This window comes from Chelativorans sp. YIM 93263, from assembly GCF_028767125.1.
Lineage (GTDB): Bacteria > Pseudomonadota > Alphaproteobacteria > Rhizobiales > Rhizobiaceae > Chelativorans.
This window is the reverse complement of the sequence record NZ_JAKCWP010000013.1, coordinates 51779-74193: the sequence shown is the minus strand read 5'-3', so window position 1 is coordinate 74193 and position 22415 is coordinate 51779. Positions and strand designations below refer to the sequence as shown.

Annotated in this window: 23 protein-coding genes and 1 tRNA gene; 10 read left to right on the top strand and 14 right to left on the bottom strand. The window is 58.0% G+C overall.

Annotation, left to right across the window (positions count from 1 at the left end; all coding sequences use genetic code 11):
- Positions 1–531: 531 nt before the first annotated feature.
- Entirely contained in the window at positions 532–1755 is a 1224-nt protein-coding gene (locus LY631_RS19760; RefSeq protein ID WP_274427315.1) for an MFS transporter, read from the top strand.
- On the opposite strand, the gene LY631_RS19755 is transcribed toward LY631_RS19760, so the two are convergent.
- Together LY631_RS19755 and LY631_RS19750 are read right to left on the bottom strand one after the other, a co-directional pair.
- Positions 1752–2810, bottom strand: coding sequence for a CobW family GTP-binding protein (locus LY631_RS19755; RefSeq protein WP_274427314.1), 1059 nt, complete (start codon positions 2808–2810; stop codon positions 1752–1754). The two genes, LY631_RS19760 and LY631_RS19755, sit on opposite strands and share 4 nt — an antisense overlap.
- Positions 2811–2812: 2 nt before the next feature.
- Entirely contained in the window at positions 2813–3925 is a 1113-nt protein-coding gene (locus LY631_RS19750; RefSeq protein WP_274427313.1) for a D-alanyl-D-alanine carboxypeptidase family protein, read from the bottom strand.
- Positions 3926–4092: 167 nt separating this feature from the next.
- Between LY631_RS19750 and LY631_RS19745 the strand changes: the two genes are divergently transcribed.
- Complete coding sequence (locus tag LY631_RS19745; RefSeq protein WP_274427312.1) at positions 4093–5259, top strand: M20 aminoacylase family protein; 1167 nt, start codon at positions 4093–4095, stop codon at positions 5257–5259.
- 56 nt (positions 5260–5315) lie between these two features.
- Here LY631_RS19745 and LY631_RS19740 read toward each other — a convergent pair whose 3' ends face one another.
- Genes LY631_RS19740 through LY631_RS19730 form a run of 3 tightly spaced genes read right to left on the bottom strand, consistent with a single transcriptional unit; the run spans position 5316 to position 6984 of the window.
- Complete coding sequence (locus LY631_RS19740; protein WP_274427311.1) at positions 5316–5897, bottom strand: cob(I)yrinic acid a,c-diamide adenosyltransferase; 582 nt, start codon at positions 5895–5897, stop codon at positions 5316–5318.
- Between the two features lie 12 nt (positions 5898–5909).
- Complete coding sequence (locus LY631_RS19735) at positions 5910–6107, bottom strand: twin transmembrane helix small protein (RefSeq protein WP_274427310.1); 198 nt, start codon at positions 6105–6107, stop codon at positions 5910–5912.
- A 43-nt stretch (positions 6108–6150) separates the two neighbouring features.
- Complete coding sequence (locus LY631_RS19730; protein WP_274427309.1) at positions 6151–6984, bottom strand: SDR family oxidoreductase; 834 nt, start codon at positions 6982–6984, stop codon at positions 6151–6153.
- Positions 6985–7066: 82 nt separating this feature from the next.
- Here LY631_RS19730 and LY631_RS19725 point away from each other — a divergent pair, with 82 nt between their 5' ends.
- Positions 7067–7921: a YihY/virulence factor BrkB family protein gene (locus LY631_RS19725; protein WP_274427308.1), complete on the top strand. Its 855-nt coding sequence runs from the start codon at positions 7067–7069 to the stop codon at positions 7919–7921.
- Here the strand turns inward: LY631_RS19725 and LY631_RS19720 are convergent.
- A complete protein-coding gene (locus LY631_RS19720) occupies positions 7888–8772 on the bottom strand; it encodes a DMT family transporter (protein WP_274427307.1) in 885 nt (294 codons plus the stop codon). The genes LY631_RS19725 and LY631_RS19720 overlap by 34 nt on opposite strands.
- A 123-nt stretch (positions 8773–8895) precedes the next feature.
- Here LY631_RS19720 and LY631_RS19715 point away from each other — a divergent pair, with 123 nt between their 5' ends.
- Entirely contained in the window at positions 8896–9186 is a 291-nt protein-coding gene (locus LY631_RS19715; RefSeq protein WP_274427306.1) for a hypothetical protein, read from the top strand.
- On the opposite strand, the gene gluQRS is transcribed toward LY631_RS19715, so the two are convergent.
- Entirely contained in the window at positions 9179–10066 is an 888-nt protein-coding gene (gluQRS, locus tag LY631_RS19710; RefSeq protein WP_274427305.1) for a tRNA glutamyl-Q(34) synthetase GluQRS, read from the bottom strand. The two genes, LY631_RS19715 and gluQRS, sit on opposite strands and share 8 nt — an antisense overlap.
- 76 nt (positions 10067–10142) lie before the next feature.
- On the opposite strand from gluQRS, the gene LY631_RS19705 reads away from it, so the two are divergent.
- Together LY631_RS19705 and LY631_RS19700 are read left to right on the top strand one after the other, a co-directional pair.
- A complete protein-coding gene (locus LY631_RS19705; RefSeq protein ID WP_274427304.1) occupies positions 10143–10787 on the top strand; it encodes a DNA-3-methyladenine glycosylase family protein in 645 nt (214 codons plus the stop codon).
- 128 nt (positions 10788–10915) lie between these two features.
- Positions 10916–11473 carry an HNH endonuclease gene (locus LY631_RS19700; RefSeq protein WP_274427303.1) on the top strand — a complete coding sequence of 186 codons (558 nt, stop codon included), beginning with the start codon at positions 10916–10918 and terminating at the stop codon, positions 11471–11473.
- A gap of 37 nt (positions 11474–11510) precedes the next feature.
- Here LY631_RS19700 and LY631_RS19695 read toward each other — a convergent pair whose 3' ends face one another.
- Both LY631_RS19695 and LY631_RS19690 read right to left on the bottom strand, forming a co-directional pair.
- A complete protein-coding gene (locus LY631_RS19695; RefSeq protein ID WP_274427302.1) occupies positions 11511–12017 on the bottom strand; it encodes a disulfide bond formation protein B in 507 nt (168 codons plus the stop codon).
- Positions 12018–12024: 7 nt separating this feature from the next.
- Complete coding sequence (locus LY631_RS19690) at positions 12025–12606, bottom strand: YqaA family protein (protein ID WP_274427301.1); 582 nt, start codon at positions 12604–12606, stop codon at positions 12025–12027.
- Positions 12607–12748: 142 nt separating this feature from the next.
- Between LY631_RS19690 and LY631_RS19685 the strand changes: the two genes are divergently transcribed.
- Both LY631_RS19685 and LY631_RS19680 read left to right on the top strand, forming a co-directional pair.
- A tRNA-Leu gene (locus LY631_RS19685) sits at positions 12749–12833 on the top strand.
- A gap of 652 nt (positions 12834–13485) precedes the next feature.
- Positions 13486–14061, top strand: coding sequence for a hypothetical protein (locus LY631_RS19680; RefSeq protein ID WP_274427300.1), 576 nt, complete (start codon positions 13486–13488; stop codon positions 14059–14061).
- 380 nt (positions 14062–14441) lie between these two features.
- Here LY631_RS19680 and LY631_RS19675 read toward each other — a convergent pair whose 3' ends face one another.
- The gene (locus tag LY631_RS19675) at positions 14442–15857 is read right to left on the bottom strand and encodes a UvrD-helicase domain-containing protein (RefSeq protein ID WP_274427299.1); all 1416 of its coding nucleotides are present in this window, start codon (positions 15855–15857) and stop codon (positions 14442–14444) included.
- Complete coding sequence (locus tag LY631_RS19670; RefSeq protein ID WP_274427298.1) at positions 15850–17583, bottom strand: ATP-dependent nuclease; 1734 nt, start codon at positions 17581–17583, stop codon at positions 15850–15852. The genes LY631_RS19675 and LY631_RS19670 overlap by 8 nt, the downstream gene beginning before the upstream one ends.
- 455 nt (positions 17584–18038) lie before the next feature.
- On the opposite strand from LY631_RS19670, the gene LY631_RS19665 reads away from it, so the two are divergent.
- The gene (locus LY631_RS19665; RefSeq protein WP_445082922.1) at positions 18039–18362 is read left to right on the top strand and encodes a sunset domain-containing protein; all 324 of its coding nucleotides are present in this window, start codon (positions 18039–18041) and stop codon (positions 18360–18362) included.
- 401 nt (positions 18363–18763) lie between these two features.
- Here LY631_RS19665 and LY631_RS19660 read toward each other — a convergent pair whose 3' ends face one another.
- Positions 18764–19093: a hypothetical protein gene (locus LY631_RS19660; protein WP_274427297.1), complete on the bottom strand. Its 330-nt coding sequence runs from the start codon at positions 19091–19093 to the stop codon at positions 18764–18766.
- Positions 19094–19412: 319 nt separating this feature from the next.
- Here LY631_RS19660 and LY631_RS19655 point away from each other — a divergent pair, with 319 nt between their 5' ends.
- On the top strand, positions 19413–20279 hold the full coding sequence (locus tag LY631_RS19655; protein ID WP_274427296.1) for a hypothetical protein: 867 nt from the start codon (positions 19413–19415) through the stop codon (positions 20277–20279).
- Positions 20280–21056: 777 nt separating this feature from the next.
- On the opposite strand, the gene LY631_RS19650 is transcribed toward LY631_RS19655, so the two are convergent.
- Positions 21057–21971 (bottom strand): hypothetical protein, encoded by a 915-nt coding sequence (locus tag LY631_RS19650; protein WP_274427295.1) that lies wholly within the window; start codon positions 21969–21971, stop codon positions 21057–21059.
- Entirely contained in the window at positions 21968–22357 is a 390-nt protein-coding gene (locus LY631_RS19645) for a helix-turn-helix transcriptional regulator (protein WP_274427294.1), read from the bottom strand. Before LY631_RS19645 ends, LY631_RS19650 begins: the two co-directional genes overlap by 4 nt.
- Positions 22358–22415 lie beyond the last annotated feature (58 nt).

The following is a 22415-nucleotide window of genomic DNA, read 5'->3' as shown; positions in this document are numbered from 1 at the left end:
GATGGGTTGAATGATAAGAGCGGCTGGACGTTGTAGGATAAAATCAGCCGAGAAAAGTTCGAACTTTTTTCTGATATCGAGCAAAAACAATCGGTTGTCTGCCGAGACAATGTCTGAGGCGCCAATTTTTATCCCCGCTTCGTAACGATACGGCCGCGCCCGGCATCGCTTGCGTTCCCTAAGCGTGGATCCTCGACTTAAGCTCACTGGTTTTGCGCACCGGGTGTTCCGGAGGGTGGGCGGGAGCGTGGAGCAGCCGCCAGATTGATGGAGAGAGGTTCGGGCCAGCGCCCGTTTCCCGGTCACACCAAGTAACCCCCGGCGAAGCAGGCGAGCGGGAACGGACGGTTATGACCGCTTCAAATCAAACACGCAAAAATTTTGTATTGACCTCAATCTAGGTTGAGGTCCTAAATGCAGTGCTCCCAAGCGGCAATGAAGGAGCGCGCCCCCGAATAGCCTTTATCGATTTTGCACCACCGGCTCGCCCCGGTCGCGACCATGTTGTTTGATTTTGAGGATACGACTGTCATGAGAACTCCCCTGGACGACCTCGGCACCGCTTCAGGCGTAAGGCCGGTCAGTACGGCAGCGCGCAATGCAACCCTTCTTCTCCTGAGTGCGTTGACGATCATGGCGGGCGCGACGATCTCGCCTGCGCTGCCTGCCATAGAAGCTTATTTTGCCGGTACGCCGAACGCGGCGATTCTCACCCGTCTTGTTCTGACAATCCCGGCGCTTTTCATCGCACTCTGCGCCCCTTTTGCCGGCATCCTTGCGGACCGTTATGGCCGACGCCCTGTGGCGATTGCGACCGTACTTCTTTACGGGCTTTCCGGCCTGTCGGGGATCGTCCTGGACTCCCTGACGGGCATGCTGATCGGCCGAGCCCTTCTCGGCATCGCCGTCGCCGGCATAATGACGACGGCGACAGCGCTCATCGGTGATTATTTCAGCGGGTCGGCGCGGGACCGCTTCATGGGGCTTCAGGCAGCGTTCATGGGCTTGGGCGGCCTCTTCTTCCTCACCGGCGGTGGGATTCTCGCCGAGCTTCACTGGCGTGCCCCCTTTCTCGTGTACGCGGTTGCCTTCGCCCTCCTGCCGGCGCTCGTCCTCTTCATCCGGGAGCCGGTTCGCACGGTGGCGCCAGTCGAACACGGCAAGCGTGAGCGGGCCTTGGGACCGATCATCACATTGCCGTTGGCGGTGGTGCTCGCGGCGGCCGTCATCAACAGCGTGGTCTTCTATCTCATGCCAACCCAGTTGCCTTTCCACCTTCAGACGCTGAGCGCGTCGACGCCAATCATCACCGGGGCAACGCTGGGCGCGATGACGCTTGCCTCCTCCATCATGTCCCTCCTTTACGGACGGGTGCGGCAGAGGATCGGCGTTTCATCAATCTTTGCGGTGGGGTTTGCCGCCACGGCTGCCGGCTTCACCATCGTTGCACTGGCGAACACCTCCACCGCGGTGATCCCCGGTGCCGTGATTGTCGGCGGCGGACTCGGTCTCATCATGCCGAACCTGGGCTCCGCCGCAATGGGACTGGCCGCCGAAAACAACCGCGGCCGCGTCGCGGGCATGCTTACCGCCTGCATCTTCGTTGGTCAGTTTGCTTCACCGCTCATCAGCCAACCGTTGATCGACCAAGGCGGATATCCGATGGCCTTTGGCCTCGGCGCGGGTGCCATCCTATGTGCAGCCCTCATAGCGTTGGGCATAGCGGCAACGTACCGCGTCCGGCAAGTCGTCTAGGGACGGAAGCCGGATATGGCGAGGGGGTTTTCCTCCAGAGCCGTCCGGTCGGGCGTATCGACCTCCGCCCGGCCGGTAAAAGCGGCGAATATGCGCCGAACATATTCTGTGTCGAGGTTGCGCCCTATGACGACGATACCCGTCCGGTGCGCACCCTGTGGCCAGCGCGGAAGGAGCTCCGGTTCATGAAGGACCTTCTGCGCACCCTGGACAAGGACCGGCCGATCGGGATTTTCCACTGTGGCTACCAGGCCCTTGATCCGCAGGATGTTTTCGCCCTGCTGCGTGGCAAGCAGGTCGAGAAAGTTCTCGACCGCCGACCAGGGGAGGGGACGGTCATGGATGAGCGAAACGGACTGGAACATTTCCTCGCCATGCGAATGCGTGTGGTCATGGCCGTGCTCGTCATGGTGATGATGATGGCCGCTGCCGCGAGGAAGCGCTCGCTCGACGGATGGGTTTAAAAGCAAAGCCGCCGCCCCGGTCTCGCCCGCGCTCGCAACGAGAATCTCCGCATTCGGATTAAGCGATGCGAGGCGTCCGCGCAGGTCGCCGTTCTCTTCCTCGGCAACAAGGTCGGATTTGGTGATCACCAGGCGGTCCGCCAAGGCGACCTGGCTTCGGGCCTCCTCATACGCTTCGAGCGTTTGTGCGCCATTCACGCTATCGATCACCGTGACAACGCAACCGAGGCTGTAGACCCGCGACAGTTCGGGATGCGCCATCACCGCCTGGATGATCGGCGCTGGATCGGCCAGGCCCGTGGTTTCGACCATGACGTGCCGAAGCTTTTGCGGACGTCTCGCCAGCTCTGCCAACTGGTCGATCAATGCCCCGCGAACGGTGCAGCAGATGCAACCGTTGCCGAGCTCCACGATCTCGTCGCTCGCCTGCTCGACAAGCAGGTGGTCGATGGAGACTTCGCCGAATTCGTTGATGATCACGGCGGTCTCGGTGAGGGCCGGGTCTTTCAAAAGCCTGTTGAGCAGTGTCGTTTTCCCGGCACCCAGAAACCCGGTCAGAATGCTGAGCATAATCGGCTCGGCGTTATCCATGCTCAACCGCCTTCGCCCCCAGTGGCATAGGCTTCTGCAGGCGGATATTCAGGCCGGGGTGTGGGAACCGGCACATCTGCATAGCGCGGCGCGCTTGACGGGGGGCCGTCGGCACCGCCCAATCCCACTGCGACAAGCCGTGGTTCGCGCTGCATGGGAAACACATGAGGCGACGCCACGATCAGACGCCCCTCGTCATCACGCTCATCCTGCCGCTTGGCGACCGCTTCGGCGGTACAGATCTCCGGGCGCATATCGGTCGGCTGGTGCCGCGCCGGATCCGAAGGGCGCAGGCTCGCCAGGCTCGGCGCAACGCTACCGACGCTCTCGAAGCCCTGCGTCAACAGCTCCGCCGCCTTTTCAGCCCGCTCGACCTGTGAATGCGCGCCCAATACAACAGCTGCGAGCGTATGCTGTCCGCGTGTTGCCGTGGCGACCAGATTGAAGCCGGAGGCGCAGACATAGCCCGTCTTCATTCCATCGGCGCCGTCGAAGCGCCCGACGAGAAAATTGTAGTTGGGCAAAACCTTATCGCCCGCTTGCAGACCCTCAATCGAGAAGTACCCGGCATACTGAGGAAACTCGGTGCGTATGGCCCGCACGAGCAGCGCAATATCGCGGGCCGTCGAATAGTTTTCCGTTGAATGCAGGCCGTGTGCGTTGGCGAAGTGCGTGTCCGTCATTCCCAGACGACTCGCCTCCTCGTTCATGCGGGCGACAAACGCGGTCTTGCTACCGCCGACACTTTCAGCAATTGCGGTGGCGACATCGTTGGCCGATTTGACCATGATGATCTTGAGTGCGTTGTCGAGCGTGAGCACGGAGCCGGCAGGATAGCCCATCTTGCTCGGTGGTTCGTTGAGCGCACTTCGCGAAATGTACACTGGCGAATTCATCTGCAGTTCGCCGTTTTCCACGGCGCGGAAACTCACATAAGCCGTCATCAGCTTTGTCAGCGAAGCCGGATACCAGCGTTTGAAAATATCGTCCTGGGCGAGAACCCGTCCGCTGCCCACATCGATGAGGATATACGGGCCTGCTGCTGCCGGAAAACAAACGAGGGAAATCAGGAGCATCACAGCGGTAAATGCTTTCAATCCGTACCGAGATTGCATCAAATACTCCAACTCCGTGTTACCTGACAGCTCGGAATGCCCGAGAATGACGACACCCGAGCCACCTTGCCCGAGGCATATAAACCGCGCATATGTCGCCTTGGTGGCAGCTCGCGTGCCATTGTCTGCGAAGACGTTTCTCTTAGCAAATACAGGAAAGATTTACGATGCCGATTTTGAACCGCGCCGCCGAGCTTCATGACGAGATTACCGCCTGGCGCCGGGAGTTGCACAGCAAGCCGGAACTTCTGTTCGCCGTCGAGCAGACCGCGGAATTCGTCCGTGCAAAGCTCGAGGCCTTCGGCTGCGGCGAGATCGTCACGGGCCTGGGACAGACGGGCGTGGTCGGCATCATCCGCGGAAAGCGGGGCGACGGCCCCTGCATCGGCCTGCGCGCCGACATGGATGCCTTGCCGCTGGAGGAAGAGACGAACAAGCCTTATCGCTCGACGGTCCCGGGAATGATGCATGCCTGCGGTCACGACGGCCACACTGCCATGCTCCTGGGCGCGGCGAGATATCTTGCCGAAACCCGCAACTTCGCCGGAACGGTCGCGCTCATCTTTCAGCCCGCCGAGGAGGGCGGCGGCGGCGGCCGGGAGATGGTCAAGGACGGACTGATGGAGCGCTTCGATATCACCAGCGTTTTCGGTATGCACAACATGCCGGGCGTTCCCGTCGGTCATTTTGCGCTTCGCCCCGGCCCGATCATGGCGGCCACGGCCGAATTCACGATAACGGTTCGAGGCAAGGGCGGTCATGCCGCGATGCCGCATACGACGGTGGATCCGGTCGTCACGGCGGCAAAACTCATCGACAGCCTGCAATCCATCGCCGCGCGGTCGGCGGATCCCGTGAAATCAGTCGTCGTTTCGGTTACGAAGATTCAGGGCGGCGATTCCCATAACATCATCCCGGACAAGGTCACGCTTCTGGGAACGGTTCGCACCCTGGAAACGGAAATGAACGCGCTCGCCGAAGAGCGTATGCGCGCCATCTGCCGGGGCGTTGGGGAAGCGCACGGGGCAACGATCGACCTCATCTACCAGTCCAACTATCCCGTCACCTACAATCATGCCGAGGAGACGGCTTTTGCCGCGGATGTCGCACGGCAGGTTGCAGATCCGGCAAATGTGGCGGCGGATGTCGCGCCCGTGATGGGGGGCGAGGATTTCTCCTATATGCTCGAGGCGCGCCCTGGCGCTTTCATCTTTCTCGGCAATGGCGACAGCGCCAATCTGCACAACCCGGCCTACGATTTCAACGACGAGATCATCCCCCATGGCGTCAGCTACTGGGTACGGCTCACCGAAACGGCGCTTGCTCCTCAATAAGCCCTCCGGCTTGGCGTATTCGAAGTCGATCAGGGGCGGCGGTAAATCGCTTGAGCTTAGCGATTCTGTCCAGGAACCCAGAGAACGTCGCCGGCGCCGTTCTGATTTACAGCCCGAGCGGCGACGAAGAGAAGATCGGAAACGCGATTGATGTATCGCAGTGCTTCCTCGCTTACGGTCTCGTCGGGCTTCTCCTGCAACGCGACCATCAGCCTTTCGGCACGTCGCGCGACGGTGCGCGCCAGGTGCAGAGCGGCGGATGCGGGTGAGCCGCCGGGCAGAACGAAGGAGCGCAGGGGGGCAAGTCCGGCATTGAGAGTATCGATGTCCTGTTCCAGGCGTTCGACCTGTGAGGCAATGACGCGTAAGGGCTCGTAGGAGAGCGCCTTTCCGGTATCCGGGGTCGCCAGATCGGCACCGAGATCGAACAGGTCGTTCTGAATGCGCGCCAGCATGACGTCGATTTCGGGGCTTTCCGTTGCCGTGTGGAGACGCGCCATGCCGATGCAGGCATTGGCCTCGTCGACTGCGCCGAACGCGGCTATGCGCAGGTCCGACTTCGAACGGCGATCGCCCGTTCCGAGGCCCGTCGTTCCGTCATCGCCCGTGCGCGTGTAGATCTTGTTGAGCTTGACCACGGCTCGATCCGTTTAGCTGCCTGACTGACTGTACCATAATGCCAGGACGATGAGGACGATCGCGACGAACTGTAGTGCCACGCGCGCCTGCATCAGCTTGTTGGAAGTGTTCCCGGAGCCGCCGCGTATCATGTTGATGAGGCCGCGAACCAGCACGAACACAACCGCGACCATGACGATGATGGCGAGAATCTCGATAAAGGTGGACATATAAGTTTCCTGCTTTCTTGCGAACGACGTGGCGGGAAGCGAATCATGCCTGCGAGCCGAGCACTTTGTATAACATGCGGGCGGTTAAGATCCGCTTCAAGGCAACACCGATCCTTGCCGGAAGGGTTACCGCATAGTGGGGCCGGGGGCGCGGATGGAGAAGCGCGCGTCTCAGGACGGTATAAACGGCATCCGGACCTAATTTCAGCCGCGACTTGCGCCCGCCTCCCCGCAATCTCGCCAGCTGTGCCTGATATGCCTCACGGTGTGGCGAACCGTTCACATCAATGTAGCGCTCGAACCAGTAAAGTCCGTTGGACGCCATTTTCGATTCGATGGGGCCAGGCTCTATCAGCGTGACATGAATGCCCGAACCGGCAAGCTCCGCGCGCATGCAAAGCATCAGGCCCTCCAGCGCATGCTTGGACGCCGCATAGGCGCCGCGATATTTCACGGGAACAAGGCCGAGAATGGACGAACAGTGAACGATGCGCCCGTGACCCTGCTCTCGCATAACAGGTACGATGCGGCGCGTCAGGTCGTGCCAGCCGAAGAAATTTGCCTCGAACTGCTCGCGCAACGCATCGACGGGCAAATCCTCCACCGCTCCTGCTTGCGCATAGGCCCCGTTGTTGAAAAGGGCGTCGAGTTTTCCATCCGTTTTCGCGAGGACGCCATCGACCAGTGCGGCGATCGATTCCGGTTCGCGATAATCGAGATAGAAAGCCTCGATCCCATCCGCCCTCAGCTTTTCCAGGTCTTCGGATCTGCGAGCCGTCGCAAAAACGCGCCAGCCATCGCTATTCAGCGCACGGGCGCAGTAGGCACCGATGCCCGAAGACGTGCCGGTAATGAGGATCGTGTTTTTTACTTTCATGAACCCAGAGCGTGTTATGGCCGTTTGCTTGTTTGCGTTCGGGTTTCACATAGATGGGTATGCAAGACAACAGAGAGGCTTTATGCGGCAAGTTCTGGTGGCGGTGTGGCAGATCGTTAAGGACGCATTCGGCCATTTCAACTCCGATGACGGGTGGGCGATTTCCAGTCATCTTGCGGTCAGCGCCATCATGGCGCTGTTTCCGTTTCTCATCTTCGCCGCGTCTCTTGCCAGCTTTCTCGGGGCTGAAGCATTTGCGGACACCGCCGTGCACATCGTCTTCGATACCTGGCCCCACGAAGTGGCCGAGCCGCTTGCGCAGGAGGTCGTAAACGTTCTCAGTGTTCGGCGCGGAGATATTTTGACCTTCGGTGTCTTGTTCGCGGCCTTTTTCGCATCCAATGGGGTCGAGGCGCTTCGTCTTTCCCTCAACCGAGCCTACCGCGTCGTCGAAAATCGCTCCTTTTTCTTCCTGCGTGCGCAAAGCCTGGCTTTCGTACTCGTCGCAGCGGCGGGTTTTTTTGCCATCAGCGTTCTTCTGGTGATCGGGCCGGTGGCCGTCAATTTCGCCAATGAACGCGTGGAGTGGATCGAGTTCTATATGGGAACGATAACCTTCTGGCGTTTCGTCGTTGCCGTGGCGGTGCTCGTTTCGGCGCTTCTGGCGGTACATCGGTGGTTGCCGGCGGGGCGCCGCCGGTTCGTGGATATCATCCCGGGAATTATCTTTACGCTTATGGGCTGGCTGGCCGGCTCCAGCGTCTTTGCCGCCTATCTGGCCCGGTTCAGCAGCTATGCGAACACCTATGCCGGGCTTGCCTCGATGATGATCGCCGTGGTTTTCCTCTATATCATCTCGGCGATCTTCATTCTCGGCGGGGAGCTGAACGCCGCCATCATGCGCTATCGCGGGGTGGGACGGACGGTGCGTGACTGAGCGGTGGCCAGTGCAACGCCGAGCGTTGTTATAACCATTCCGGCGATCTGGACGAGTGTCAGCGTCTCGCCGAACAGCACCCAGGCCAAGAGAGCGGTAACCCCGGGCACCAGATAGAACAGAGAGGCGACGCGGCCGATCGCACCACGGCGGATGAGAAACATGAGCAGGAAAATCGCGCCGAGGGAAAGGACCAGCACCAGCCACACCATGGCGAAGATGAGCTCTCCATTGAGCACGAAATGCTGCGTCTCGAACAGGAACGAGACCGAAAAGGCCAGGAGCCAGCCGCCAAGATATTGGTAAAGCGTTCCGGTGATCAGATCGGCGTTGGCCACAAAGCGTTTTTGCCAGACCGTGCCGGCGCTCATGGCAACGACCGCGATAAGCCCGGCGCCGATGGTGGCTGGCGTGACACCGCCCGTTTGGCCCAGCTTGGGAGAAAGCACGACGGCCACCCCGACAAGCCCGATGGCGAGACCCAGCCAGTGGCGCCGATCCATTGTTTCACCGGCGAAGGCGCCGGCCATTGCCGCAGTCAGGAGCGGCTGCAAACCGACGATAAGCCCGGCCATACCCGCAGGCAGGCCATGTCGGACGGCCCAGAATATACCGCCGAGATAAACCCCATGCATGAGCATGCCCGCGATGCAGGCGTGGAATGCCGTGCGGGGCGGAAGACTTTTGGCCTGCGTCAGCGGAATGAGCAGGAGGAGCAATGCGAAAGTGATCGCAAACCGCACCCAAAGAAAGGTGAACGGTTCCGCCCACGGCATGGCATAACGTGCCCCGATGAAGCCGGTCGCCCAAAGCAGGACAAAAATGGCGGGAACGGCTTTGGCAGCGAACATTGAGTTTTCCGGGGCGGGAATGGAGTATGTGAAGATTTAGCTCGCAAGGAAAGCGCAAGTTTCGCATCCTATGTCAATGTCCCTGGAATGCGATGACACTGACCCAGACGGGACGAGACCGAAATGCTGATGAAGCTCGACACCAGCTGGCTCATTTTGGCCATGGCCGCCGTCGCCATGCTGTCGTATTTCTTTGCGTTCGGCCTCGACGCCCTCTTGAAGGGAGCCGGTTTCGGTCCCGTCGGGAACGCGATCATCATCCTGGTTGGGTTTTTTGGTGCGATCTACGGCGTGAACCACTATGGATGGCGGTTTAGCACGTTGCTCGATGCCGTGCTCACAGGTGTTGCCGGCGCGTTCCTGCTTTTCCTCCTTCTTGTGCTGATGAAAGCGATCTTGAACCGGATCACCTGACGTGATCCAGCCCCACCATGCGAAGGATATCGCCTGGCGCGGTACCGGCTGCGCGCAGCGAAGCAATGGCGGTATCGCCGCGTCTCTTGGAAAGCTTGTGTCCGTTCTCGTCGAGGATCAATTCGTGATGATAGTAGCGTGGAACCGGCAGGCCCAATAGTTCCTGCAGGAGACGATGGACCGCCGTGGCGTGGAAAAGATCGCGGCCGCGCACGACGTGCGTGACGCCTTGCAAGGCATCATCCACGACAACGGAGAGATGGTAGCTTGCCGGCATCTCCTTGCGCGCAATCACCACATCTCCCCAATCGTGAGGCAGGGCGGGAAGCTTGCCCGTTTCACCATCAGGCCCGGTGCCGTCCTCATCCCAGGAAACAGGTCCGTCGAGATGGGCCAGGGCAGCTTCCATGTCGAGACGCCAGGCGAACGGCTCGCCGTCCTCCATCCGGCGCTTGCGTTCGGTCTCTGTGCGCTTTCTGTCGACGGGCGGAAAATGGGGAGCGCCGTCGGGATCGCGTGGCCATGGCTTCCCGTCGGCTTCCGCTTCAGCGATATAGGCGCGTATTTCCTTCCGGCTCATGAAGGAGGGGTAGACCATGCCCGCATCAGCAAGCTGTTCCAGTGCCGCCCTATAGTCGTCGAAATGCTCGGATTGGCGGCGGACCGGCATCTCCCACTTCAGCCCCAGCCAGGAAAGATCGCGATAAATGCCTTCCTCGAATTCGGGCGTGCAGCGGGTGATGTCTATATCCTCGATGCGCAGCAGAAAGCGTCCGCCGGCGTCGCGCGCCATCGCGAAATTCAGAAGCGCGGAATAGGCGTGCCCCAGGTGCAGTAGGCCATTCGGGCTGGGCGCGAATCGGAAAACCGGTGTAATCATCCTTGACCCAAAAACGGGTGGCTTCGCTCGGTCGACCGTTGCTAGGCGTCATGAGGCGAAATCGCAAGGACAGTTCATGCAGCGCATCGAAACGGTGGAGGATATCGGGCGAGGGCTGGATGTGCTCGTTGCATGTGACGCCCGGCTTGCTGCCGTGCGCCGGCTCGCCGGGGATGTGCCTTTGCGCCGCCGCCCGCCGGGGCTTCAGACGCTCGCTTCGATCATCGTTGCACAACAGGTGTCGCGTGCCAGCGCCGAAGCGATTTTCGGGCGGTTGTGCAAGTTGGCGGTTCCATTCACAGCACAGCAGCTTCTGGAGCTCGGGGAAGAGGGCATGGTGCAGGCGGGTTTGTCGCGGGCCAAGCAGCGGGCACTGACGGCGCTTTCCATGGCGATCGTCGATGGCAAGCTCGAACTGGCGGAGCTTTGCGACGTGCCCGCCGAGCAGGCCATCGCGGATCTGGTTGCGGTGCCGGGAATCGGTCCCTGGACGGCACAGGTGTATCTGTTGACCGCGGCGGGCCATCCCGACATATTCCCGGCTGGCGATGTCGCCCTCCAGACGGCAGCGCGTCATGCCCTTGCCCTGGACGTCCGCCCGAACGCGAAGGTTCTGGCGCATCTTGCCGAATCATGGAGGCCATGGCGTTCTGTCGCGGCCCGGCTGCTTTGGGCCTATTACCGTGAAATGAAGGGCGCGGAAGCGGCGCCGGGAGCCTGACTTTCTGAAAAATCGGGAAAAATTTCGATTCAGCGGGCCGGGAACCCAAATACCGGCTTCACATTATTGTCATCACCTGCTTACATTATGCCGTCGATCGATCTGCCTGGCAAAGGAGCTTTAAGGACGTGACGATCGCAGTTTCACCGGACGGCATGCCCGCTCTGGTGTTGAATGCGGATTACAGGCCGCTCAGTTACTATCCTCTGTCACTGTGGTCGTGGCAGGATGCGATCAAGGCCGTGTTCCTTGACCGGGTGAATATCGTTGCCGAATACGAGAATACGATCTCCTCACCCTCCTTCTCCATGCGGCTGCCGAGTGTCATCAGCCTCAAGAGCTATGTGAAGCCCTCGCGCTATCCCGCATTCACCCGGTTCAACCTTTTTTTGCGTGACCGGTTCGAATGTCAGTATTGCGGCGCACGTGAGGAGTTGACTTTCGACCACGTGGTGCCACGCCGTAGTGGCGGGGTGACCTCGTGGGAGAACGTGGTGGCGGCCTGTTCTCCCTGTAATTTGAAGAAGGGCGGCCTGATGCCAGCCAAGGCAAAGATGTGGCCCCAGCAAAAGCCTTTTCGGCCATCGGTACACGATCTTCACAAGAACGGCCGACTGTTTCCGCCCAACTACCTCCATGAAAGCTGGATGGATTACCTGTACTGGGATGTCGAGCTGGAACCCTGAACAGAGGGACCAGCGTGGTCGGATCAAGCCGGATTTTTTACGAGCGCTTCAGCGCACCGCTAAAGGCGAATACGGCGAGAATGGTGCTTGCCACCACGTTCCAGCCCGCGAAGGACAGGCCGAGGAATCGCCCGGCGGCCTCGTCACAGGCGGGCGGGATCGTCGCGTCCAACTGGTCGAGCAGGCTGCCTGATCCGCTGCCGGAAGCGACAACACCGCAGTCGGTGGGGCCTTGCCACCAGCCCCATTCGACACCGGAATGGAAGATGCCAAGCCCAGCGGCCCAGACCATCAGCAGCGCGCCCCCAAGAAGAAGCACGCGCGTAAGAATTTGCGGAAGCCGCAGCACGCTGGAGGCAAGAGCAAAGAGTGCGACCGGTATGCCTATATAGTACGGCACACGTTGCTCCAGGCACAGCTTGCAAGGGATATAGCCACCGATGTGCTCGAAGGCGAGCGCGGTGCCGACCGTCACGGTCATTCCGGCGGCCAGAAAGGCTGCGATGAAGGTTTGTGGTCGGCCCGTGGGCGAACTCAGTGTCATTCCAGCCTCAGAAAACGTACCGGACGGCGACGAAACCGCCGATGAGCAAGACCATGAAAAAGGTGAAAAGAAGACCCAGGTTCTTTTCTATGAACGTCCGGATCGGCGGTCCGAAGTGATATAGGAGCCAGGACACGATAAAAAAGCGCAGCGCCCGGCCGATAATCGACACGACAATGAAAATGGGCAGGCTGAGCCCGGTTGCGCCGGAAAATATCGTCAGTACCTTGTAGGGAAATGGCGTGACGGCGGCGAAGAGGACGCCCCAGCCGCCCCATCGGTTATACCAGTCCGCGACCTTCTGGAAAGCATCTTCCTTGCCGTAGAAGCTTAGGATCGGCGCGCCGACCGATTCGTAGAGAAAAGCGCCGATGGCGTAGCCGAGCAGGGCGCCGGCAACGGAGGCGAGGGTGCAGATGAAGGCGTAGCGCAGCCATTTTGTCCGCTCAGCCAACACCATGGGAATGAGCAGAACGTCGGGCGGGATTGGAAAAAAGGAGCTTTCGACGAAGGATACGCCGGCCAACCCCTTTTCCGCATGCCGTGTCGCGGCAAGCCGAAGGGTCATGTCGTATAATTTGCGAAGCATGGAGTGTCCTCGATCGAGTGACCTGTTCCGGCGAGCGACCTATCTAACCGGAGCGGGTTTGCTGCGCAATGGCGGGACAATGCGGTTGACGTGATCGCATCTCACCGTATAGTCCGCGCTTGCTCACCTTCGACAGGTGCGGGCCCCTGTGGCGGAATTGGTAGACGCGACCGACTCAAAATCGGTTTCCGCAAGGAGTGCTGGTTCGAGTCCGGCCAGGGGCACCATAGATTTCTTGAAAATAACTACTTTTCAATGGGATAGGCTTATTTTGTGGATTTCCATCCACCTGAGAAACCACCTTAGGACGCTTGGTAGCCTTCTTTTCGTGTGAACAGCTACAGTTCACCATGTAGGTGCTTCTTGAAGACTGGCTGGCAGCTTCTTCCATCGATTGGTCGGTGCGGCGCAGGAGGGTGATGATCTGTTCATGGTGACCTCCATAAAAGTTACGTTTTGCGATTGCGGCGCTCGCACTTCGCGTTAAGGTTAGGCCGCCCCGGAGGACGCAACGGAGCGCAGTGTGGAGCAATCTTCGATTTGCGGGCAGCATGGAACGGCGATACCTTGACGGCGTGGACACAAAACAGACCGGGCGAATGGGCCAATGGTTGGTCCGCTCGCCTATTTTGGGCCACGGGATAACTCCGGCGCCAGCTTCCGGCCTTCTATGATGACGTCAAATATGCCCTTAGCAAGCTGACCGACACGGCTGCCAACGCTCGGTTTCCTCCGCGAATATAGCCGTTGCGGGCGTTATTCTTAATTCGAAAGCCGCAAGGCACAGAATAGTAAGTGTTCCGGAGACTCAAGCGCACTCCTCCCCTTGAAGCAGATCCATGTATTGATACATTGCTAAGAGCTTGGGGGAGTAAATAAATGTCTGACAAAGCAATGGCAGAGACGGCGGACGAAGAGCCGGACGAGGGCCTGCCAAGTACAGCTGGTGCACTGGTCGGTGCCGCCAACAGCAAGCCTTTCACTGCGCTCTTTGGTCCCGCCTTCGACGTCTTGGGGGTGTATTGGGGCGAGCGCATGCAGGAATGGGTGAATAGCAAGCGCGCCAAGAACATTAACGCTCATGTTGAGAAGGTCAAAACGGTCGAACACATCGATGGCGAGGCTAAGGAGCCTACAGAGCGGCAGGCTGCGGCGATGTTGGATTGGGCGGAGGAGGCTCAGAAGGTTGATCCGGAGCGGGAAAATGATCTAGCGGCGCTCTGGCAAGGCATACTAGGCAGAATCTACAAGGACGACGAGACCGAGGAACTAGTCGCTTTGCTGAAGCAGATGAACAGGAGCGATGCCCGTGTCCTCTTGGATTTGCCTTCAAGCTGGTTTCCACGCGAGGAACTAGATCCAATACGCGCAGAGAGATTTCAGCGCCTCGGTTTGATATTCGCGTATGACTGGCGTCAGGCTACTCGCCGCAGCCTCCCTACGACCACTATGTAGCTATTTTTCGCAATCATTTTGGGTTTCACTGTGCCATCGTTCTTCTCTATTCGATTAATAGACGGAGAAGATATACAAATGGCCGAGTTATTCTCGACGCTGAGCGTTCCACTGACAATTACCTTTGCAGTTGCTGCGCCCATGTTGTTTTTGGCACCGCTGCTTCGGCGCGCAAGCAATATCAAGTTGTCGAGCTTGGGGCTGCAATTACGCGACAGCGGTCGCCCATTCTACCGGCCCAATTCACCAAGGTGAAACGATGTGCAACCAGACGGGCTGGCCAACGGCATATAGAGATCGGCTTAGTCGCCATCCAAAAGCGGACATCGCCAGACACAGCGAAAGCCTTGTTACCAGTCATGGCTGTGCGCCATTCTTTGTCATATCTGACGTGTGATTACTGGACTAGTTGAACAGATGACCAAGCGTCTTGAGCCGCGCGTCATCGCTACATAGAGATTCCGAGCATCGAGCGATTCGGTATCAAGCACGATTGAAACATCGGCCTCAAGACCTTTCAACAGCAGCGTGCTGCCAACGGCGCGACGAGGAATAGTGCGACCAAGCACGCGTGACTGCTCGCGAGTGCGAACCGCCATTTCGTAGAACTCGATGGGTGAAACGCAACCATTCAGCGCTTGAATACACGCGCGCAATATCGATGGCCGCAAGGGTGCGACACCAGACTGTCGGTTGATCTCGACCAGCAACTCCACCGCAGAATTCGGTACAGGATTTCGAGCAAAGGCGACCGCCGCTTGCTCGACATCGTTTGGTGCTTTTTGAGCTCTGCCAGCTAGCAAAATCTTTAGTCTCTGCTTGAGTTGGGCCGCGCCGACGCCGGTGAGCGTGCTGGCGGCGAAATCGATAAGATCGTCTGCAGCAGTCGGCGCCGCAAAATTAAACTGTTCAGCGAACCGGATGAAATCAGATAAATCGGCGTTCTCAACGACGACAGCGTCCTTTACACGACTTGCAATTTCACGATGCCGGCGGGGCAGCCGACTGTCGCAGACGATAAGCGCACCACCTCCCGCTACTGGCGAAGCGGTATAAGCCGCCCTGGTCAACGCTTGTACGTCATCCGGGCCGGAAACCTGCACCCATGTTACTTCTTCCGGTGCGTTTCTTAAATCGATCGGTGCACCAGTTTGTAGCGCTCCGCGAGCCCAAAGTAGCCACTTCCCGAGGGTAGAACACCCAGAGTTGTCCCACCGCCACGGCGTATCCAGTCGTCCAAACGGCGGGTAAGTTGCCTCTACTTCTTTTGTCCAATCGACTAGGACGTTTCTACCCCAACCGAATATCGCCTGCATGGCGTCCCCCAGGACGCATGTTGGCAAGACTTCGGACAAACGCATGATCATTCCGTGTTGCTGGATGATGCAATCCTGGTACTCATCGACAATCACTCGCGAATACGTCGCCTCAAGCACATCCTGCACGTGCCGACCGTCGATGATACTGAGTGCGCCAGCACGGATCGCCGGGTAGTCAAACCCAGGATTCTTGAGAGCCAAGATGCTAGGCGACTGTCCACTTCGACCCGGAAACGTGCCCACAAGTCGCAACGCCCAGCCATCGATCGTAGTGATGCGATAGCGGGTGCGCGCGACGCCCGCTGCATCGAGCCGGGACCGTAGAGCAGCAACACCAGCGTTTGTATGCGTCAGGACCAAAGAGGGTTTCTTGTCAGCAGACGCTCGCAAGCACGCAGCTATCAAGTGAGTTTTGCCGCATCCCGCGGGAGCTGTTATGCTGATTCTGTCACTATTGAGGATTTCAGTTTCATCCATAAAAAGTTTGCCCCCAAACGAGAAGCGCGTTGACCTTCGCCTTAAAATCCTCGGTTACACCGTCGAAGTTTGGGGCGATGATCTCCCGGGCGACAGACTCCATGGCTCCCACGGATTTGAACCAGGCATTCTTGCCACCGGCAGCGCGTGCAATGATTGCCCGCTGATCGGCCGTAATGGTGTGCTGTTGCGGATATAAGAGCCCGCGAAGATTCTCTAGGGTCTCGATCCCTCCAGAGGCGGATTTTATATGATCGCCGACGAAATCAAATCCATGGAGTACAATAGCGTAGTCTATTAATCGCAGTAATATGCCTTCGCTTACGTTCATCACGATCGCGGTTTCGATGTCCTGCCCATCCTCCCAAGTAAAGGTTATCCCACCCAATCTCGCGACTTCAGCTTGCAGCGCTGCGCTGGGCTTGATGTCATCGTCGCGGAACACGCCAACTCGATATCCGAGGTTGGCAAGGGTCTTCGCGCGCTGATAGAGGTGATCCGCGTGCCCGCCTCCACAATCCACCATTGCCAAGCCTGCAGCTTGCAGTGAGATGTGACCGTTTTGGACACAAAACTGATCAAAACCGCGAATGAAACCGATTTCTGATGCACCTTCACAAATCAACACCGATGGTGCGAGGAACGCGTTTGGAAACGATCTCAATGTTCCCTGTGCTTCTCCCGGTATAGCCAGGGGCACATGACTACCATCCCCCGATCGGCGGAGGACAATCAGCTGATCCGAGCTGAGCTCCCGCAGTACGACCGGGGAATGCGATGTTGCGAACACCTGCTGCGGTGCCGGTTTGGTCTTTGCCCCGAGCGAGCTAACAAGCCGCATGATGCGATGCGGCTCCAAGCCGTGTTCGATCTCGTCAACGAGAAGGATTGATGCCCTATCCGATACCTCGTGTTGCAAGCCGGCGATCAACAAACGGGTTGAACCAAGCCCCAATGTGCGAAGCGGAATACCGAGCTCATCGTGAAGTGCAATCGTCCCGCCATTAACTGAAGCCGAATGGGTGTCGAGCATGGCTTTTGCCGAGGCCCCAATTGGGACCCCTAGCTCACGGGCGGCCTTGTTAACGGACGCAAGTGCATCGCCGAGCTGCTTTTCGGCTTGGACACCAAAAGTCTTCCGCGCATCGCGTGCAGCGTCAGCAAGTGCCTTCGACGCATCAGGCTTCTCGTCACTCAGCCGATTTAGAACCGAGCCCCGCCGCCACGCCAGGTTGTGCTCTGTCCAAGCGCCGAGTCGTGTTGGCGCCAATGCAAGACGATCTCCCCAATTGAGGCCGCGCTCCAGTCCTTTGTCCTCTGCCCGCTTCGACAATAACCGCCACTTGGGTTCAAGATCTCCTGAGACAGAGAAGTTGACTCTCAACACTGTTTCCAGCCCGTGTCCGGGTTCTTCCTCAATGGCACCGTTGTCACGGCGCAAACCGGACAGGAAGTCGCCATATGTCTCGTAGCTTTTGAGACTGTCATCCAGGCGACCCAGAACCAAGGTGATGGAAATGTCCTGTTCAACGTCGAGGTTGTGGAAGTCAGAATCGCTGATAGAAAGGGAACGGCGGGTCGTGAGGCAGTATTCTATGGCGTCCAGCACGCTGCTCTTGCCGGAGTCGCCGGCACCTATCAGGCAGTTCACGCCGTCAGTTGGCCACCAGTCGAGTGACTTAATCGATCTGAAATTCCTGATTTCAATCTTGCGGATGACCGCCATATTCCCCCCCCAAAACTACGTCTTTCCTAACTGTCGTCACAATCAACGCAGGGTAGCGCCAATCTCTTTGTGTTCCTGATCCTGCGCACCGCGTTCGTCGCTGTAGACCAACTTCCTCGCCCAAGCCTGATGCGATCCCGAGAGTCCTTGCCGATTCCAGCACTACCCCCAATAATCACGTTGGTACAGGAGCAGAGCAACTGCCATTGGCGCTCAGCTGCGGCGCGTCGCGCTGTTCTTCATACCACACCAACTACGCGTGCCCTGTCTGACCAAGGCAACGCCGCCTGCGGGCGTTTGCAGGTTTGGCGTGGAAGCAAGGGGCGGGCTGAGGGTATTGCCGCTTAGGGGGCAAATGTCGCACCGCCAAGTGTATTCACTTTCGTGCAGCATTTCCCTAAAATTGCAGGCACCACTTTTCCTGAATCGTAAGCCGGGTCTGGTATGGCGCCTCCATGGCGTGGTCACGTGCAAAAGCTCCCGGCAAGTCGCATTGGTTCAAGAAGCTTCCCGCACTGCCTGTAGTCTTGATGTTGAGCGGGGCCCTGGGAGCAGGCGCTTCCACTGGTGGTCTTCCCGTTGATGCCATTACCGCCATGCTTCCCGGTTCCGGCTGCAACATCAAGGGCAACATTTCAGTAGGAACCGGTGAGCGCATCTATCACGTCCCCGGCCAGCGGTATTATTCCGCTACCCGCGTCTCACCAATTCACGGTGAACGCTGGTTTTGTTCTCAAGCTGATGCCCGGCAAGCCGGTTGGCGCAGAGCCCACCGTTGACCATTTGCTTAGCGAAAGCCCATTTATGGGCGTTTGCAACCTTGGGCGTGGGGTCGGGTGCGGCTTGAGCGATAATGCCACTCAGCGGTCAAGTGTCGCCTGCGCGTTATGGCCTTTTAAGCGGCCCCAGCGGTAATCCATTAAGAAGTTGAGTAAATATTGGCGCGACAAAATTCGACGCCCGGGAAGAAGCACGACAAACAGGAGTTCCATCGAAGATGATGGAGGCCTCACTATGGATGAAGATCCGCGTGTTGATGCATTCACCAAACAACTGGTTAGGGCCTATGAAACCCCTGCTTTGATAGCGCGGAGTACAGGCGACGTATCATTACCGATTTCCGAGGTGAAGCGAACTCAAATGCTACAAGCAGCTCCGAGATTTCTAGAGCGAAGTTCTATCAAACTAGGCCACATTCCTTCTCCCGCTCCCAGCGGTCAAAAAGCCGCTCAGTCGCTTCGCTCCTCCACTCCTGCCCCTCCTTGTATTCCTCGTATGTAGGCAGCTCTCGATCTTGGCGGACCGCTTGAAGTATTCTGCGATCGGGACCGGGTTGAATATGGCCTGCCTCTTCGAGCCGTCTTCGTTCTGCCAGTTCGCGCTCCAGCTTCTGCTGCTCCGAGTGAAGCATTGAACAGGTCGGCCAATGGTGATCGACGTATTTGTATCCCTCCCAAGCCATCGCACCGAGGACCACGGAGAAAACGACAGCTGTAATTGCGTTCTGCATCTTCTGCCCCTTCCCTACTCACAGGGACAGATAATCAGGCCCGATAAATATTCGGTTTAGGGAGCGAAGCGGATCGCCGGCCCGGAACTTGGAGTGAGACGAACGCCAATTCGCCTCAGTCTTAGGGTGAGCAAGATGCGGATGGGCTGGCAAATACTTATTCGATGCGAGGGTTGGCTTTGAATGGCTGCGTCGGTAAAATGAAAAAGGCCGCGTTGGGCGGCCTTTTTGTAGGGCGTCGGGTGTCCGTCACGAGCAAGGCGCGCTGCCGACATAAATCCCGACGTTTCGAGTAAAAAAATAAGGAGGGATGGGGGGAATGTCAAGAAGGCTTACCGACGGAGATGTTGCTGCCATCAGGGGGCTTATGTCGGCTGAACGGCTCGGCACCTTCAAAAGGATTGCCGATGCAGATCTTGACGCAATAGAGCTGCATCAGGCGGCCATGGGGCTATCGGGTGCACTTACTGCGGTTATCGGTGTAATAGAAGTCTCCCTTCGAAACGCTATTTGCCGAAGGATCTCAGCTGATCTGGGAGTTCAAGACTGTTTGCGCAGCCCTCCATCGAACTTCAGTTGGGCAGAGCCTGAGCAGCGGAATATAGTAAAGGCTGAGGCAATGGCGAGGCGTGCTGCATATGCCAAGCTCAACAACGGACAGAAACTAGCTTTAGATGCGCTCGCCTTCCCTCAAGGAGTGCCAGCGAACATTAAGCGCTCCAGGCTAGCCATTCGCAGACAAGGGGAAATACCCGTCTCCGAGGGACAGGTTGTGGCACAGCTAACCATATACTTCTGGAAGAGATTGTTTTCAGAAAATTATGAGAAGACGCTCTGGAAGCGGTCATTGAAGAAGGTTTTTCCAAACAAGACATATTCGCGGGCCCGGATTGCTGACAATCTGGAGGTCATATATCAGACCAGAAATCGTCTTGCTCATCACGAACCGGTTTTTGGAAAGCGTCTTAGAGAAGCTATGGACGCAATAGAATTTATCTCCCGCAACCTCGGCTCGCGACGACCAACAGATGAGACACCTTTAGCTAAGCTCATGATGCCACACCTTAAAAGCCTATCGGCCGCCACTACTGAATTTCAAAAGATTATAGAAAAAACCAAAGAAGCCCGTGAGAGTGAAGGCAAAACAGAAATGAAGGCAGCACAGGCAGCCGTGGTTGGTGAATAGCGCCTGCGGTACTCTGGCCGCGTTCTCAGGCTGAAGCCCGCCAAGCCGGTTGGCGCAGAGCCCGCGGTTGACCCCAGATGCCCGTGTCCGCCAAAGGCAAGCGTGTCTGAGTGATTCTTAGTTTGGGCGAGGGTTCGGGTAGCGGCGTGGCGGTATTGCCGCTTAGTGGTCAAATGTCGGCTACGCGCGCCATGGCCGTGAACGGCCTAAGCGGCAAGCCATGAAGAAACGAGTATTGCGGCAGTGCCGCACATCGGCGGGGCGCCGGCAGAAGGTACCTCCCCCCTTTGCCCAAATCGCACTCCCCGTCCCTCGTTCGGTGGGGTAAGGCCACAGCGGACGTATTTTTTGCCGCTGACGGCCGTTCGACGCTTTGACGGTGATTGCCAGCCTGATCGGCAACATCGCGTGTCTCTGGGCAAATGTCGCCATAAAGCAGCAAGGCCAACCATCGCTGCTCCCATAGCTCAGAAGTCCCTTCTTCATCGCGGGCTGTTGACCATTCTTCACGTGATGAAGGTTCTGGGCTTTCAGCTTGCCACGAAGAAGAAGGCGGCACCGTCTAAATCAGGAACAAGAGCATTGGGCAGGCGATGGTTTGGCAGTTTCATGGGGCCGCTGAGCAGCTGTCGTGGTATATCCTGTTCGTCTCTTGTTCTATCGCGTCAGGGGAATAAACTCCAACTAAAGGTATTACGTTTCAATGGAAATTTCTCTTCGTCGTGGGTGCCGTTTTGTGTGTGGTATCAAGGTGTTATTTTGAAAATTGCAGGAGTGCTACCTTAACCACCTGATCACTGGTGCCAGTTCTTCCCACTTCCCCGCTTCGACGAGCGTTTTGCGTAGCAAGGGAACACGATCGTAAACTTCTTGCGCAGGAACAAGGTGGATCGCTTCTTCGTTGTAGTCGAACTGTCGGTTTTGCAGGGCTGCAGATATCAGGCCCTGAACACGCTTCTCTACGTCCGCCACCGTCTTCTTCTCAAAACTGCGCCGGTACCTACGCTTGGTGCATCGTGCTATTTCCTCGAGCGATTTTTCGTAGCGGTGTCGGCTGAGGGTTCGAAGGCATGCTTCGTGCTTGAGCAACTTGAGGGCATCCACCTCGCCCAGCAGTATACGCAAGTCGCTCAGCCCGGCTCTTCGGCACGATGCGGCGGTTACAAAACGCATTTCCCAGTGTGTACAAGGCCTCCCATTTTTGCGTGATGGTTTGTCTACATAGAGGGCAATGTTGCGGGACACGCCGGCATCGACTGACCAATAGGTGATGTTCTCAGTGGCATTGCGCCGCCTATTCCCCCGCCATTTTTGACAACCCCGCCGACGAAGGAATTCACCACAGTTCTGCGCTTCCGCCAGCGTGCGGTGGTGGAAATCGCACGCCACATCGACCCGGTGAACAAGGCAGTTGGATCCGCACATTTCCAGGATGAGCCGCAGTTCTTCGCTCGTGGGCTGCGCAATGGCAATTACCTTGCCATACGCATGCTTCTTATCCAAGTTGGCCTTGTCGGGTCGGGTCGCATCACGCACGCCCATGCGCTTCCCCACACGCTTGCGCAGCTTACTCAGCAGCCTGACCGGCAAAGGAAAACTGATAATCACCTCCACGGTGTCCAAATAGGACACCGTGTCGATGATGCTGAAGCCTGTGCCTGGGCCATCCCATTCCTGAATGGCAATGGTCATCGTTGAGTCTCTCTTTTGGCTCGCAGCTTAACCAGCCAGTTTAGCATGTCAGCTACGTTGTAGTGCACCGTACGGCGCTCCACTTTGACAAACTTGGGACCGATCCCTTGCGCCCGCCAATTGTGCAACGTCTTGTCGCTTTTCCCAAGGAATTCGGCTGCCTGCTTCGTTGTCAGAAAGAACGACTCAGGATTGGCCCTGAGCATCAACGGGAACATCAGTCCGGGCCTCCGCTTCCAGTTGAGCGGAAGCGGGCGCAAAGCATCAAGCTTCTTCCATTCAGCTGGATCGAGAAATCGGTCCCACTCAGTGAGCCTTACCCGTTCTCTGCGTCGGGGCTTGGGGGTGTGGTTTTTTTCGAGACGTATGCGCTTGTATAGGGCCACGACAACCTCCTTTGTGAGTGGCTTACACATAGAACTATACGTCTCTGGATGTTGAAGC